The organism is Streptomyces sp. Je 1-4 4N24, from assembly GCF_026239515.1.
In the GTDB taxonomy this organism is placed as follows: domain Bacteria; phylum Actinomycetota; class Actinomycetes; order Streptomycetales; family Streptomycetaceae; genus Streptomyces; species Streptomyces nigrescens.
In genome coordinates this window covers 5,999,809-6,013,731 of the sequence record NZ_CP110836.1, presented here as the reverse complement: position 1 = coordinate 6,013,731, position 13,923 = coordinate 5,999,809, and the positions used below count along the sequence as shown (strand labels likewise).

Sequence of the window (13,923 nt, the reverse complement as noted above, 5' to 3'; positions counted from 1 at the left end):
AGGTTCAACATGTTCGTTCTCCTCTGCACATCGCTTTCTTCTGCGGGACGCACAACGCCTACTCGGCGATTCGTGTGCGGTAACACCAGCGGTAGACCGGGACCTGTTGTCCGCCCAGGTCCGCGTACTCGCCGTAGAATTCGAAACGTTCGTACCCGTTGCCCCGGAGGAGCCTTATCGGATCGCCCGCGTCGTCGTGCAGGTGCTGCGGCAGGGCATTTCCCTCCGGCCCGTCGACGAGGATCACCATTCTTCTTTTCGCCATACTGTTCTCCGGTGTTCTGTCGCAGTGGGTTATGTGGGGGGCAGGCTTCGGAGTGAGGTGGGGGACCCGGGTGCAGATCACTGCGGGACCGGTTACGGCGGGGTGGCAACTGCCTTACCGGCCATGAGGGATGGAGCGGCGACGGCGACGGCGACGGGGAGGTCGTCGACGGCGGTGAGGGCGCGGCGTAAACGGTGACCGTGACGGTCCCGGCGGCGCCCGGGGCAGGCTGCGGGGTGACGGCCCGCTCAGGCCTTGTTACTGAATTCCGCCGCGGAAAACGCGGCAGGACGGGTGCCGGTGAAGCGCACGGTGGCCATCGTCGCGCTTCCGTTGTCGAGGGAGCGGCCCGCGCCGCGCACGAGGCAATTGCCGTTCCGCGAACGGGAGATGGGGGACTCCACACCGGCGGTTTCGGTGATATCGCCATCGGCACAAGGGAATTCGGTCCGGATGCCGCGAAAGCCGGTTCCGGCCGGTACGGGCCGTCGGCCGGCGCCGGCCGCAGCGGCCGCTCCGGCCGCTGCGGCGGTGCGGAAATACCGGGCGGATTCCCCGCGGACGGGGAGGGGGCACCGTCCCGCCGGGGAATCCGCAGCGGTGGTGCGCCGGAGCGCGGCGTCCGCACCGCCGTTGCCGTACGGCGTGTGGAGCGGGTGGGTACGGTGCGGTGCCGGCGCCGGCGTGGTGGTGCCGCACGCGGGGGCCGGACCGGCCGCGGTCACGAGCGCGGCTTCGTCACCCGGCATCGGGGTCGGGAGATTCAGGTCACCGCCGGACCGGTCGGGTTCCGGTGCGGTCGCGGTGAGGGCCGGGATCAAGGCAGCTGCGCCGTTGACCCAGCGAAGAGTGGAAATGGTTCGCATGAAGCCCCCTGATCCGAATGTGGGGGCCGATCAGCCGGTGCCGAGGTGCCGGCACCGGCTGACGGATCCAAAACCCTCTACCGGGGACGCCCATACGGCATCTCGGTCTGACCGCAACCAGGCGCTGGGCCGGGCCAACGGGTAGGCCAGGTGCCGCTCCCCGGAGAGGATGGGCGGCCCACCGGTTGGATGCGACTAGTTATCCATGCGGCTCGGCGGGCTACAACAGTCAACCGATAAGGCCACCCGTTCGGAGCAGCGCGAAAAGAGGAAACCCGTACCAACTTGCGCAATGGCCTTAGAAGATGCCTTTATTCCACTCATGACTGATGAAGCGTTTGATTGCTCACTGCTCCCGCTTGATCGCGATGTAGAACCGTGTGCAGCAGCAAGCTCGCCGCTTGTCATTCTTGTATGTGGAACACAGCGGGAACCGACGCGCTGTCAATAGCCGAGCGCCGCCGGCCACCGCTGATGGTGACAATGGAAGTCACTTCGACATCGGCAAGCCTACGCCGTTTCCGCATCTTCCGTTGTCCATAAGCGAGTTGGAGGTGCGTCCACAAATTCTCCCGTACCGGTGAGTGATCCACGGGAGGCCGTCGGCGCGGACCGTCTGTGCTGTGGAGCCCGGCCCATTAACGACCTTGGCCGGCTGTCGTTCCCCTTCCGCAGCAGCGGCGCTGCAAAGCGCTCTCCGTCGGGCCTGCAGTTCACCGCACCGGCCACCGGCACGATGTGGTCACGATTCCTCGACTTCGGTTTCACGCTCACGAGCGCATCGCGCCCTCGGCTCCGCCGGCCGAATAACTTCCCAGCAGACAAGGGTGATTCGATAATGAACGATAACGCCGTGTGCCGGATTCCGTCCGGGAACGACACACACACGATGTCGCTCGCCGCCTACGGGGAACGGAGGTGGGCGGCAGCGATGCACGGCCTGGAAACCCTGACCATGTCCCCCTACCAGGCCGGGTGGCGGTTGCGGGTCGTGCCCAGCATCGGGCACGTCCTCGTGCGCAAGGTCACCCGCCGGGTCGTCAACCGCGCGCTGCACTGCTGGATCGCCGACGAATGCGGGCTGTCGACGGTGAAGAACAGCCTTGCCGTCCTCGTCCGCGTCCTGGAACAGGCCGTCCGGGACGGGGTGCTGGACGCCAACCCGGCGCGGGTGGCCGGCTGGCAGCAGGAGTACCAGCGGGCGCAGGCCGAACGCACCGCTCCGCGGGCGCTGGCGCTGCCCGACGCGGACGCCCTGGAACGGCTGGCGGTCACGCTCGTCCAGCGGTCCTCCGACGGCTACGAGGGGTGGGGCGACATCGTCCGCTTCGCCGCCTGGACCGGCACCCGCTTCAGCGAGGTGTCCGCCCTGCAGGCCCAGGACATCGACGCGAGCACCTGGACCTGGCAGGTCCAGCACTTCACCGTGTCCGAGCCGGAGGGCCTGCACGACCGCCCGTGCAGAGGCAGACATCACCGGGTGGTGCCGCTGCGCCCCGCCGCCCGGGAGCTGGCCGCCGGGCGACTGGAGAGGGCGCGGCACACTCCCCCGGCCCGGCTGTTCACCGGCCCACACCGGAGCCGGTTCACTGCCGCGGTGCTGCGGGACGCGACCCACTGGGACGACGTGGTGGACGAGCTGGGTCATGAGTACCTCCGGCGCCAGGACCTGCGCCACACGGGCCTGACGTGGATGGCGGACGCCGGGCTCCCGCTGCCGCTGCTGTGCGGCGCCGCCGGGCGGCCACCGGGGGACACCCGGCGCTATCTGCCCCCTGACGGGCATCGCCTCTCCGCGGAGAGCCATGGGGAGCCACCGGCGAGTTCGGCCCCCGCCCGTACCTCGGGCGGGGGCCGAACCGTTTTCCTGCACCCCCCTACGGAGTGACGGTGCCGTGCTGCCCGGCTAGGTCCGGCCGGGGACGGTGCGACCGGTGGACCTCAGGCGCCGGGACCCGGACCGTCGTCCAGGGGTGCGGACCCTCACAGGTAGGTGAAGGAACCGGCGTTGACGCTGCCGGCCGGGGTGACGACGGTCACCTGCACCGTCGTCCCGCTGGTGCCCGGCGGCACGGTGCCGGTCACGGTGGTGCCGCCCGCATTCACCGTCACGCCGGTGGCGGGTGTGGCTCCGAAGAGCACGCTCGCCCCGAAGAGGTTGGTGCCGACGACGGTGAAGGCGGCTCCCGCGGACCCGGAGGACGGCGTCACCGTTCCGGTGATCGTCGGGGGCAGCGGCAGGTAGGTGTAACCGCCCGGGACGGACGCGGTGCCGCCCGGAGTGGTCACCACCACCGGGACATTGCCTCCGGCGGGAGGCCCGGCCGGAGTGACACCGAACAGGACTGTTCCGGTGGGGTCCGTACCCAGCACGGTCGCCGCGTTGCCGCCGATGGTGACGCTGCCGCCCTGCAGGCTCGAACCGATGACGGCGAACGGCGTACCGCCCGCGGTCGGCCCTGCGTTGGGGCTGATGGCCGCGGCCACCGGGGCGCCCGTCGCGACATAGGTGTACGACGCCGGGTTGCTGGTACCGGCAGCATTGGTGACGGTGACCTGCACCGGGCCCGCGGCGTGCGCCGGGGCCAGGACCGTGACGGTCAGCCCCAGCGGGTCCTGCCCGACGATGGTCGCCGACGTGCCCCCGAAGAGGACGCTGGTGGCGCCGCCCAGGCCGAGGCCGACCAGCTGCACCGTGTTGCCGCCCGCGGTCGGCCCCGTGGCCGGCACCACGCCGAGCAGCACCGGTCCGATCGCCAACGGCAAGGCCGGCACTGCCGGTTGAAGTGTGGGTGTAGTCATGAAAGTCCTCCTGCTGTGTGAGCTCGTTGCTCGGCCCGCTCGTGGCAGACATGGCGCACACGCCGGGACCCGAGCACTGACAGCAGCCGGCCGTACAGGAGGACGACGCAGACGGGCGCACAGTGGCCGGCTCACACCTGGGCGGTGCGGGGGCCGTCGCGCTCCTGGCCGTCCCTCACAGCCCTGCAGCGAAGAGGACTGGTGGGCGGGCCGACTACCGAAGCCCGAGGGGGATGGACGGCCCACCGACAGGCCCCACCAGTAACCCAGAAGAGTTGCCGCCGGACAATCACGTTGACCCCGAAGCACCCGATCGGCCCAGCGCGAACTACGGGGGTTCACTACGGTCCCCCATCCCGCTGGACTCGACCCAGACCTACGGGACTTGGAGGGCGGGCAGATGTGGAGTCCGGCCATGCGGACCGTCCGGTGATCGTGGGTGAACCTGAGCTCACCGGGAGGCAGGCTTCGGGGTGCGGGGCTCCGCTCCGAAGCCCCGTAGTGGCCTTGAGGCCTCGCCCGGTCAGGGCGGCCGCCGCACAGAGGAAAGTAAAATCTTAGGCAAGCCTAAGCTAAGTTGATGGCTCATGGTCCCTCCGTGGGGCGCCTCTGTGAAGGAGATTGAGCCATATGACCGCACTCGCCCACCGCATACGCCGTACTACCGCGCTCGCCGTGAGCCTCGCCGCCGGCAGCACTCTCGCCCTGGCCGGAACCGCGGCGGCGCACTCAGGGAACCCGTGCGGCTCGGTGGCGAGTTCCGCTCCGGTTGCCAAGGGTCTGTACCAGACCGCGTACTCCGAGCGGAACCACGTGCTCTGGGCCACCTCCTCCGTGGGCGAACCGCCGGTCACCAACTCCAGCCTGGTCAAGCTCGATCCGCACACCCTCAAGGTCGAGGCGATGTACAGACCGCCGGTCACCAACCCGGAGACCGGCGCCGTCGAGGCCGTGTACGGCATAGCCGTCGACGACACACACAACACCGTCTGGACGACGAACACCCGCGACCATTCCGTGGGCGTCTACAGCCAGCGCACCGGGAAGCGCCTGGCCACGCTGCCCGGCGTGAACCATGCCCGCGAGGTCGTCGTCGACGAGAAGCACAACCTGGCCTGGGCGAGCAGCTTCGGCGACGGCAGTGTCGTCGCCTTCGACACCCGCACCTACAAGGAGAAGAAGCGGCTCACGCTCGCCGGATCGAGCCCCGCCGGCATGGCGGTCGACGAACGGACCGGAACCGCCTACGCCACCGACTTCGCCAACGACCGGATCATCGAGATCGCCCCGCGCGCCAAGAGCCCGCGCCTGATCCCGGCCGGTGACGGCCCTCTCTCGATAGCCCTGTCCAAGGACGGCCGCACCGCCTACTCCGCCGACCAGGCAGCCGGCACCGTCTCGGTGATCAACCTGCGCAAGGGGGCCGTCACCATGACCGTGCCCACCGGTGCGGGCGCGAAGTCCGTGGCCACCGATCCGCGCTCGGGCCGGATCCTGGTCGCCAACCGCACCACGGCCACCGTCACGGTCGTCGACCCCCGCAAGGGCACCGTCGTCGACAGCCTGACCACCGGCGCCAACACCAACCATGTCCACGTGGCTCACGGCGCGGCGTTCGTGGCCGCCAAGTCGGGCTCCGGTCCCGAGGGCCAAGACCTCCTGCACCGCTTCCCCCTCGGGTACTGACACCCCCACCACCGCGGTTCGGTCCGGAGCCGCACCGCGTCCCGCCCAGACGTCATGCAGCGTCAGTTGCCGCTACCCCACACCCACCGCCCTCGCCCCCGAGACCGCCTCCGCGACCAGTGCCGGATAGTCCTCCAACGTGATCGCCGCGGAGATGTCGTGGCCCTGTTTCAGCATGGCGGTGACGGTGGACGGGGTGTTCAGGGCGGTGTTGCGGGCGTCTATCGCCTCCTGGGTGGTGGGGGCGAAGAACTCGCCGGCACCGCGGCCGCCTTGCTGGCAGCGGGTGGCGTAGGGGCGCAGCTTCTGTTCGTAGCGGGTGAAGGCCGTGCGGTGGTCGCCTTGGGCGAGGGCCAGTTCGCCGGCGAGGACGTAGGCGCCGATGATTGCCGCGCCGGTGCCCATGCCGCCGAGTGTGGCGCCGTGTGCGGCGTCTCCGAGGAGCGCTGTGCGGCCCGTGGACCACTGCGGCACATCGGCGCGGCTGATGGAGTCGAAGTAGAGGTCGTCGGCCGCCCACAGAGTGTCGATCACCTCCGGTGTGCGCCAGCCGGCCCCTTCGTAGGCGTGGGCTATCGCCTTCTTCTGGGACCGGAGGTCGCGCCGGTCGTAGAGGAGTTGCTCCTCGGAGGCGAAGACGCAGAAGGTTTCGCCGGTGTAGCCCGGCTCCGCGGCGCGGCGGGGCAGGCGGCCGACCGTGGCCAGCCGGCCGGGTTCGCCGTGGCCGACCGGGCGGGCGGCCAGGTCTCCGGCGTCTGCGGGCAGGTCCCATGCGGCGATGTAGTAGCCGAGGTGGCTGACGAACTGCTCCTCGGGGCCGAAGGCGAGCCGGCGGACGGTGGAGTGCAGACCGTCGGCGCCGATCACGAGGTCGAAGGTGCGGGGCGCGCCCCGTTCGAAGGTGGCGTGGACGCCGTCGGCGGTCTCGGTGAGAGAGGTGAGGGAGTCGCCGAAGACGTACTCGGGGGTGGCGCCGGGGACGGCGTCGTCGTCTTCGGGCGGGGTCAGGCTGTGTGCGTAAAGGAGGCGGGAGAGGTCCGAGCGGAGTATCTCGACCTCGCCGGCGGCGAACTCGGGCGGGAGGGTGGCGAGGTCGCGGCCCTGCCCGTCGATGAAGCTCATGGGGGTGCCGGGGCCGGTGCGGTGCCGTCCGATGTCGTCCAGGACGCCCATGCGCTCCAGGACCGCCCGATGCGCCGCGCCGCGGAAGTCGACCGCGAAGCCGCCGCCGCGCAGGGCGGGGGCCACCTCGATCACGGTGGTCCGGTAGCCGTAACGAGCCAGCCAGTAGGCCAGGGCCGGGCCGGCCACGCTGGCGCCCGAGATCAGAACTGCCGGGCGTGGTGGTGCCGTTCGCTTCCCCCGTGCCCGGCCGGGCCCGCCTGCGCCCGGGTGCCCCGTCGTCGTTCCGTCCGTCATCGCGCGCTCCCCCGTCGATCGGTCGTACTGACACAAGAAACTGTATCCGATGGACACTGTTCTGTGTACCCCGGACACAGTTTTAGGATGCGGGGATGGCCGGAGACGACGAGAAGCGCAGTGTGTTCGGGGATCAGGCGGGCAGCGTCGCGTTGCTGTGGGGCGGGCGCGAGCGGCCCAGCCGGGGCCCCAAGCCGGCGCTGAGCCTGGAGCGGATCACGCGTACGGCCATCGGCCTCGCCGACACCGGCGGGCTCGGGGCGGTCTCCATGCAACGGGTCGCGGCCGAGCTGGACTTCACCAAGATGTCCTTGTACCGCTATGTGCCGGGGAAGAGTGAGCTGGTCGCGCTGATGATCGACCTGGCGATGGGGGAACCGCCGAGCGCACCCTCGCCGGACGCCGACGGCCGTGGCGACGGCGAGCCGTGGCGGGTCGCGCTGCGGGCCTGGGCGCACGCGCTGGCCGCGCTCTACGACCGGCACCCCTGGCTGCTGGGCGCGGCCGTCGGCCCCCGGGTCATGGGCCCCAACGAACTCGGCTGGACCGAACGCGCCCTCGCCGCGCTCTCGGACACCGGCCTGACCGGCGCCGAGCAGCTCGACGCCGTGGTCGTGGTGAGCGGCCACATCCGGGCCATCGCCCAGGTCGCGTCCTCGATGGGGCTGGGCAGCGCCCGGGCCAGGGAGCCCGAACAGGTCATGAGCGCGGCGCTGAACGAACTGCTCGCCGGCCGCGCCGACCGCTTTCCCGCGGTCGCCGCGGCCGTCGCCGCCACCGAGGCCGACAGCGCCTCCCGCGACCAGGCCGGGGAGTTCGGCCTGGAGCGGATCCTGGACGGCCTGGCGGCCTATATGAGCCGGGCCCGGGGCCTGGCTTAGGACGTCGTCCGTACGGAGGCGGCGGGCAGCGAGCGCAGCCAGTCGAGCAGGAGCCCGTTGACCTCCTCGGGGCGTTCCTGCTGGATCCAGTGGCCGCAGCCGTCGAGAAGGTGTGAGGCGGACAGGCCGGGGAGGGTGCGGGGGAACGCCTTGATGGCGTCGGCCATCCACTGGGTGGGGGCGTCGTGTTCCCCGCCGATGAAGAGGGCGGGCTGGGTGAGCGGGGCCCCGTCCCAGGCGGCGAGGTCCTCCCAGTCCCGGTCGACATTGCGATAGCGGTTGAGGCCGCCGGTCAGACCGGTCCGCTCGAACTCGCCCGCGTAGAAGTCGAGATCGGCCTCGGTCAGCCAGGAGTGCGGGGGCGGTCCTGCGGGGAAGCGGTCGGACAGCTTTCCGCCCCGGGGCACGGAGAAGAGGCCGGCGCCGGCCGGGTCGGCCGAGGGCTCGGCATCGCCCGAGAGCCCGGCGTAGAACCCGGCGAGCCAGCCGCGGACATCGACTTCGATCTCCGCCTCCGCCCGGCCCGGCTCCTGGAAGTAGTTGATGTAGAACTCCTCGGCACCGCCGAGCTGCGCGAAGGCCTCGGTGGGCCGGATCGGGCCGCGGGGTGCGTACGGCACGCTCAGCAGGGCCACGGCGGTGAAGACATCGGGCCGCAGCAGCGCCGAGTTGGCGGCAATGGGTGAGCCCCAGTCGTGGCCCGCGATGACGGCGGTCTCCTCACCGAGGGCGCGCACCACGGCGACGTTGTCGGCGACATGGGCCAGCATCCGGTAGGCCGCCACCTCGCGGGGCTTCGACGAACGCCCGTAGCCGCGGACGTCGAGGGCGACCGCCCGGTAGCCCGCCGCGGCGAGCACGGGGAGCTGGTGGCGCCACGAGTACCAGGACTCGGGAAATCCGTGGACCATCAGGACGAGCGGTCCGGTGCCCTGCTCCACCAGGTGGATGCGGCCGGCGGGGGCGTCCACCGTGCGGTGAACCGCCGCCGGCAGCGGCGCGGCGGAGGGCCGGCCCGGTGCCGATGCCCGGTCTCCCGGGGTCGGGGCGGGTGTGGGCGTCGTCTTGGCGGACTGCGGCATGCTTCCTCCTGGGGCGAGTACGGCCGCGCTCATGAGGGCGGTGGGCGGTAGGCGGTGGAAGGAGCGGGACGACGGGTCGTCATGGCCCGTCGTCGTCCGGCGCGTTCCGTTCCGGCCCGTTCCGTTCCGTGCCTTTCCGCCCACGATCATGGCGCTGCCCCTACGGCGGGCGCGACCCTTCTTGCCGGAACGGCAAAGGCCCGCCGGGGCCGCCGGACCGCTCCCCCTACAGGCGCACCGTCCGCCTCGGCTGTTCCTTCGCGCCCGTCAACAGGCCGTGCAGGCTGGCGAATTCATCGACACACTTGGCGGTGCCGTTGACCACACAGTCCAGGGGTTCGTCGGCGACCCGGACCGGGACGCCCATCTCCTGGCGCAGCCGCCGGTCCAGGCCGCGGAGCAGGGCGCCGCCGCCGGTGAGGGCGATGCCGTGCTCGACGATGTCGCCGGAGAGCTCCGGGGGGCAGTCGTCGAGGGTGCGGTGGACGGCGCGGACGATCGCCTCGACCGGCTCGGCCAGTGCCTCGCGGATCTCCTCCTCGGTGATCTCCTGGATGCGGGGCAGGCCGTTGACGTGGTCGCGGCCGCGGACCGTGTAGGTGGACGGGCGCTCGGGCTCGCCGTCCTCGTCGACGTCGACCGGGGTCCAGACCGCCGAACCGATCGCGATCTTGATGTCCTCGGCGGTGCGTTCACCGATGTCCAGGGAGTGCTTCTTCTTGATGTAGGCACTGACGGCGGCGTCCAGGGCGTCACCGGCGACCCGTACGGACTGGGCGGTGACCAGGCCGCCCATGGAGACGACGGCGACCTCGGTGGTGCCGCCGCCGATGTCCACCACCATGCAGCCGACCGGCTCGTCGACCGGGAGGCCGGCGCCGATCGCGGCGGCCATCGGCTCTTCGATGAGGTGCACTTCGCGGGCGCCGGCGCCGCGGGCGGAGTCGATGACCGCGCGCCGTTCGACACCGGTGATGCCGGAGGGGACGCAGATGACCACCCGCGGCCGGGAGAAGCGGCGGCTGGGCAGGGCCTTCTTCATCAGGGCGCGGAGCATCTGCTCGGCGGCGTCGAAGTCGGCGATGACCCCTTCGCGCAGGGGGCGCATCGCGGTGATCCCGGACGGGGTGCGCCCGATGGTCCGCTTGGCCTCCACGCCCACGGCGATCACGTCACCGGCGGCGTTGACCGCGACGACGGACGGCTCGTTCAGCACCACGCCCTTGCCGCGGGCGTACACCAGGGTGTTGGCGGTGCCGAGGTCGATGCCTATGTCGTACGTACCGGACGAAGTGCTGGACGCCATGGGGAGTTCGTGTGCTCTCTCGCGACGGGGCGGGCCTGGGGCATTGCGCTGCAGACAACCCCATGGCCACCAATGGTGATCTTTGCGGGCAATTGTTAAGACTACTGGGGACGCCGAATGGTTCCCCTCCGTACCACTCCTGTCCATTTCACCGGCTGCTGTTCTCCTCCGTCCCGGGTGCCGCCGGGCTGTCCGTTTCCGGCTCCCTGGACAGCGCCTCGGCCAGGTCGTCGAGGGCGTCGAGGAGCAGATCCGCGACGCGCAGGGCGACACCGCGGTTCTCGTCCTCCGCGTCCCATCTCTCCCATACGGCGCGCAGCTCGCTCCAGTTCAGTTGGCCCCGTTCCCGGACGGCCAGGGTGGCCTCCTCCAGGGAGGCGCGCAGCTCGAAGGCGAACGCGGTGGCGCCCGGCGAGGACGCGGCATCCCGTTCGGGCAGGTGGACCTCCAGGATCATCGTGACCCGGCCCATCGTGGCGAGCGCGGTGCTGGCCGCCTTCGCCGAGGCGAGGGAGAGCCCGCGGTGGCGTACGGGTTCCTTCTCGGCTCGGGCCTCGCTCTCCTCCCAGGCGGCGCGGGCGGCACGGGAGTCCAACAGGGCGTCGCGGACCTGCCGGGGGCGGCGTTCGGCGGGCGTGGCGTAGAGGTCGAACACGGCCAGCGCGTACTGCCCGTTGGCCGCCAGCCAGGCGGCGAGGCGGTCGCGGAGCTTGGGGGTCTCCCAGGCGGGGAACAGCGCGTACGACAGCATCGCGAGCAGTCCGCCGAGGAGGGTCAGCACGACGCGTTCCTGGACGGTCTGTTCCCAGCCGGCGCCGGCGATGCCGAGCAGGAAGACGACATAGGCGGCCACACACGCCGAGGTCACCGAGAAGCCGGTGCGCATCAGCAGATACATCAGCCAGACGCAGACCACGGCCAGCCCGGCGCTGACGTACATGCTCGGATGCGCCACGGCCATCAGCGCCCCCGCGATGCCGACACCGACGAGGGTGCCGCTGAAGCGGGCCACGCCGCGGGAGTAGGTCTGGGCGAAGTCGGGGCGCATCACCATGACGGAGGCGAGCGGCGCCCAGTAGCCGTGGCCGAACGGGAGGGCGGTGCCCAGCAGATAGCCGGCGGCGGCGACCGCGGCGACGCGGAGGGCGTGCCGGAAGATGTGCGAGGTCCAGCGGGCCTCGCGGTGCAGGGCGCGCAGGGCTCCCGGGACCAGTTTGGGGACGCTGGGGCGCAGCAGATGGCCGCGTTCGGCGTCGGTGGTGGGGCGGGTGGCCTCGACGGGCTCATCGGTGAGTTCGACGGCGTCGGCGAGCAGGGAGATCAGGCGGTAGGCGGAGCGGCGGGCGGCCCCGTGGAGCATCGGGCCGGTCGCGGGGACTTCGAGGGTGGCCATCGCCTCGGGGGGCAGTCGGACCGGGCTGGCGTGCCGTACGGCGTGGGCGACGGCGTCCAGGACGGTGGCGGCGGCGCCCAGCAGGTCGCGGGCCCGGTCGCGTTCGGGCCCTTCCAGCGGGGGGCCGACGACCGGGTCGGCGAGGGAGGCGAGGACCGGCCGGACGCGTTCGGCGAGGCCACGGGGGCCGTGCAGCTGTACGGGGCGGCGCCGGGCCTGACGCGCGGTCACGGCGGAGGCGAGCCGGGCGTCCATCAGGGGCGCCGGGTCGAACGGGGCGACCGGGTCGTGCCGCAGCCGCCGGGCGTAGTCGGCCTCGGCGGCCAGGGCGTCGGCGAGCGCATCGCGCTGGACGCCCCAGGGGCGGACCGGGAAGACCACGATGAGGGTCGCCTGGACGACGCCGCCGAAGAAGATCAGTGCGGCGTGTTCCGCCGCGCCGAGGACGGAGGTCGGCAGGGTGACGGTGACCAGCATGATCGCCACGGTCTGGGTGCCGGCCAGCCCGGAGACCGGGCCGATCGCCCAGGCCATGCCCGCCAGGAACGTCCAGCCGGCCAGGAGCAGGACGAAGGCGACGACATGGGCGGCGGCCAGATAGCCGAGGAAGGTGGAGACGGCCAGCGCCCCGGCGACGGCGAGTGCGAGCACCGGGCGCGGCCGCATGCTGCGCTGGAAGGTGACGATGCCGGAGGAGAACGCGCCGAACGCGGAGGAGACCGCCAGCGCCGGGTCACCGAGCCACAGGCACAGCCCGATGACGATGGCGACGCCGACCGAGCCGCGGATGGCGATCAGCGGGGTGAGCTTGGTCCGCTCGATGGTCAGCCCCGAGCGGGCGGCTTCCTTGAGCGCACGCGACCAGGTCATAGCGAGAGGATACGGGCCAAAGTCAGGGGTTCCGGTATGGCCGGAGCAGGCTCCGCGTGCCCGCGTTCCGCCCTTCGCACCGGGAAAATCCCGGTAAAACCGTCTTCCGCCGCCCGCACAACATCCCAGGTCACGAAGGGGATGGCCGGATTCCGGGCGGGCGGTGCGAGGAAGCCGACACTCCGGCAGGGAAACCGCGGGCCGCCCCCCTTCCTCTTGCTCCACAGCCGGGACCGATCCCGGCTGTCCGGCAAGGAGAAAGACCCGTGCACAGAGCCCTGTTCCGCCCGGTGATCGCGCTGATCGCCCTGACCGTCCTCGCCACCACGGCCGGCTGCGGCACCGGCGCCTCCCAGGCCTCCTCCCCCATACGCTTCGGCAGCACCCAGGCGGACGCCGCGCTCCAGCCCGGCCCGCCGGGGAAGCGCTCGCTGGTGCAGTGGCCCACGAAGCCGATCAGCTTCGACGTGGAGAGCCGGGTCGGCGGGGCCGGCGAGAACACCCCGATCGGCGTGACCACCCTGCACGGCCCGAAGTCGGGCTTCACCGGGAAGGTCTGGGTCTGGGCGCCGCCGGAGTACTACGAGAAGCGGAACGCGGACAAAGGCTTCCCCGTGATGGAGGCGCTGCCCGGCGCGTACGGCTACCCCGTCAACTACTGGATCGGCGCCGGCCTCAAACTGCAGGAGAGCCTCGCCCGGTGGTCGAAGAACGGCAGCAGTCTGCCGTTCATCGTCGTCATGCCGGTGCTCAATCCCGACGACAAGCAGTACTACGACGGCAGTGACATACCGGGCCACCCGAAGATCGGCACCTGGCTCAGCCAGGACGTGCCCGACCTCGTACGGCAGAACTTCCGCACCCTCAGGACCCGCGACGCCTGGGCGATCATGGGCTCCTCGTCGGGCGGGTTCGCGGCGCTGAAGAACGTGCTCCAGCACCCGGACAGGTTCAAGGTGGCGATACCCAACGGGCCGGACATCGTGCCCGACTCACCCCTGTGGAAGGGCCACGCCGGGGCGAAGCGGGACAACAACCCGGAAGTGCTGGCCCGCCGGCTGATGGCACGCGGCGGACCGGAGGTCTACCTCGCCTTCCAGGACGGCTCCCGGGAGCACACGGTGCTGCCGAAGGTGCGCAGGTTCCGCGCCCGGTACGGGCACGGCCCGGTGCACACCCGGCTGCAGATCGTGCCGGACGGCACCCACAGCGCGGCGACCTATGTGCGGGGCCTGGGCGAGGGCACGATGCGCTGGGTCAGTGCGCACATGCAGGGGCCGACGGCCTGACGGGGCCGGCCCCGTCAGGCGGGCACCGCGGCACACGGCCCGCCCCGGCACCCCGCCGTCACGG

At 71.5% G+C, this 13,923-nt stretch carries 11 protein-coding genes; 4 read left to right on the top strand and 7 right to left on the bottom strand.

Features of this window, described 5'->3' with window-relative positions; all coding sequences use genetic code 11:
- Nucleotides 1–58: 58 nt before the first annotated feature.
- Both SLV14N_RS26285 and SLV14N_RS26280 read right to left on the bottom strand, forming a co-directional pair.
- On the bottom strand, nucleotides 59–265 hold the full coding sequence (locus SLV14N_RS26285) for a DUF5988 family protein (RefSeq protein WP_259670520.1): 207 nt from the start codon (nucleotides 263–265) through the stop codon (nucleotides 59–61).
- A gap of 248 nt (nucleotides 266–513) precedes the next feature.
- The gene (locus SLV14N_RS26280; protein WP_263271344.1) at nucleotides 514–1,131 is read right to left on the bottom strand and encodes a hypothetical protein; all 618 of its coding nucleotides are present in this window, start codon (nucleotides 1,129–1,131) and stop codon (nucleotides 514–516) included.
- An 838-nt stretch (nucleotides 1,132–1,969) separates the two neighbouring features.
- On the opposite strand from SLV14N_RS26280, the gene SLV14N_RS26275 reads away from it, so the two are divergent.
- Entirely contained in the window at nucleotides 1,970–3,019 is a 1,050-nt protein-coding gene (locus tag SLV14N_RS26275; RefSeq protein ID WP_263271343.1) for a tyrosine-type recombinase/integrase, read from the top strand.
- A 95-nt stretch (nucleotides 3,020–3,114) separates the two neighbouring features.
- Here the strand turns inward: SLV14N_RS26275 and SLV14N_RS26270 are convergent, their stop codons facing one another.
- Nucleotides 3,115–3,933, bottom strand: coding sequence for an IPT/TIG domain-containing protein (locus SLV14N_RS26270; RefSeq protein ID WP_263271342.1), 819 nt, complete (start codon nucleotides 3,931–3,933; stop codon nucleotides 3,115–3,117).
- A gap of 630 nt (nucleotides 3,934–4,563) precedes the next feature.
- Between SLV14N_RS26270 and SLV14N_RS26265 the strand changes: the two genes are divergently transcribed.
- Nucleotides 4,564–5,619 carry a YncE family protein gene (locus tag SLV14N_RS26265; RefSeq protein ID WP_263271341.1) on the top strand — a complete coding sequence of 352 codons (1,056 nt, stop codon included), beginning with the start codon at nucleotides 4,564–4,566 and terminating at the stop codon, nucleotides 5,617–5,619.
- A 72-nt stretch (nucleotides 5,620–5,691) separates the two neighbouring features.
- On the opposite strand, the gene SLV14N_RS26260 is transcribed toward SLV14N_RS26265, so the two are convergent.
- Complete coding sequence (locus tag SLV14N_RS26260) at nucleotides 5,692–6,948, bottom strand: FAD-dependent monooxygenase (RefSeq protein WP_263273271.1); 1,257 nt, start codon at nucleotides 6,946–6,948, stop codon at nucleotides 5,692–5,694.
- A gap of 185 nt (nucleotides 6,949–7,133) precedes the next feature.
- On the opposite strand from SLV14N_RS26260, the gene SLV14N_RS26255 reads away from it, so the two are divergent.
- A complete protein-coding gene (locus tag SLV14N_RS26255) occupies nucleotides 7,134–7,919 on the top strand; it encodes a TetR/AcrR family transcriptional regulator (protein WP_208684143.1) in 786 nt (261 codons plus the stop codon).
- On the opposite strand, the gene SLV14N_RS26250 is transcribed toward SLV14N_RS26255, so the two are convergent.
- The 3 genes from SLV14N_RS26250 to SLV14N_RS26240 form a co-directional block, all read right to left on the bottom strand.
- Nucleotides 7,916–9,001, bottom strand: coding sequence for an alpha/beta fold hydrolase (locus SLV14N_RS26250; RefSeq protein ID WP_263271340.1), 1,086 nt, complete (start codon nucleotides 8,999–9,001; stop codon nucleotides 7,916–7,918). The genes SLV14N_RS26255 and SLV14N_RS26250 overlap by 4 nt on opposite strands.
- A 226-nt stretch (nucleotides 9,002–9,227) precedes the next feature.
- A complete protein-coding gene (locus tag SLV14N_RS26245) occupies nucleotides 9,228–10,307 on the bottom strand; it encodes a rod shape-determining protein (protein ID WP_208684139.1) in 1,080 nt (359 codons plus the stop codon).
- Nucleotides 10,308–10,455: 148 nt separating this feature from the next.
- Complete coding sequence (locus tag SLV14N_RS26240; protein WP_208684137.1) at nucleotides 10,456–12,570, bottom strand: FUSC family protein; 2,115 nt, start codon at nucleotides 12,568–12,570, stop codon at nucleotides 10,456–10,458.
- Nucleotides 12,571–12,836: 266 nt separating this feature from the next.
- Here SLV14N_RS26240 and SLV14N_RS26235 point away from each other — a divergent pair, with 266 nt between their 5' ends.
- Nucleotides 12,837–13,859, top strand: coding sequence for an esterase family protein (locus SLV14N_RS26235; RefSeq protein ID WP_263271338.1), 1,023 nt, complete (start codon nucleotides 12,837–12,839; stop codon nucleotides 13,857–13,859).
- The last annotated feature ends 64 nt before the right edge of the window (nucleotides 13,860–13,923 follow it).

Coding starts and splice junctions, on each gene's coding strand:
- SLV14N_RS26285 (WP_259670520.1), bottom strand. CDS start 265: ATGGCGAAAAGAAGAATGGTGATCCTCGTCGACGGGCCGGAGGGAAAT.
- SLV14N_RS26280 (WP_263271344.1), bottom strand. CDS start 1,131: ATGCGAACCATTTCCACTCTTCGCTGGGTCAACGGCGCAGCTGCCTTG.
- SLV14N_RS26275 (WP_263271343.1), top strand. CDS start 1,970: ATGAACGATAACGCCGTGTGCCGGATTCCGTCCGGGAACGACACACAC.
- SLV14N_RS26270 (WP_263271342.1), bottom strand. CDS start 3,933: ATGACTACACCCACACTTCAACCGGCAGTGCCGGCCTTGCCGTTGGCG.
- SLV14N_RS26265 (WP_263271341.1), top strand. CDS start 4,564: ATGACCGCACTCGCCCACCGCATACGCCGTACTACCGCGCTCGCCGTG.
- SLV14N_RS26255 (WP_208684143.1), top strand. CDS start 7,134: ATGGCCGGAGACGACGAGAAGCGCAGTGTGTTCGGGGATCAGGCGGGC.
- SLV14N_RS26250 (WP_263271340.1), bottom strand. CDS start 9,001: ATGCCGCAGTCCGCCAAGACGACGCCCACACCCGCCCCGACCCCGGGA.
- SLV14N_RS26245 (WP_208684139.1), bottom strand. CDS start 10,307: ATGGCGTCCAGCACTTCGTCCGGTACGTACGACATAGGCATCGACCTC.
- SLV14N_RS26240 (WP_208684137.1), bottom strand. CDS start 12,570: ATGACCTGGTCGCGTGCGCTCAAGGAAGCCGCCCGCTCGGGGCTGACC.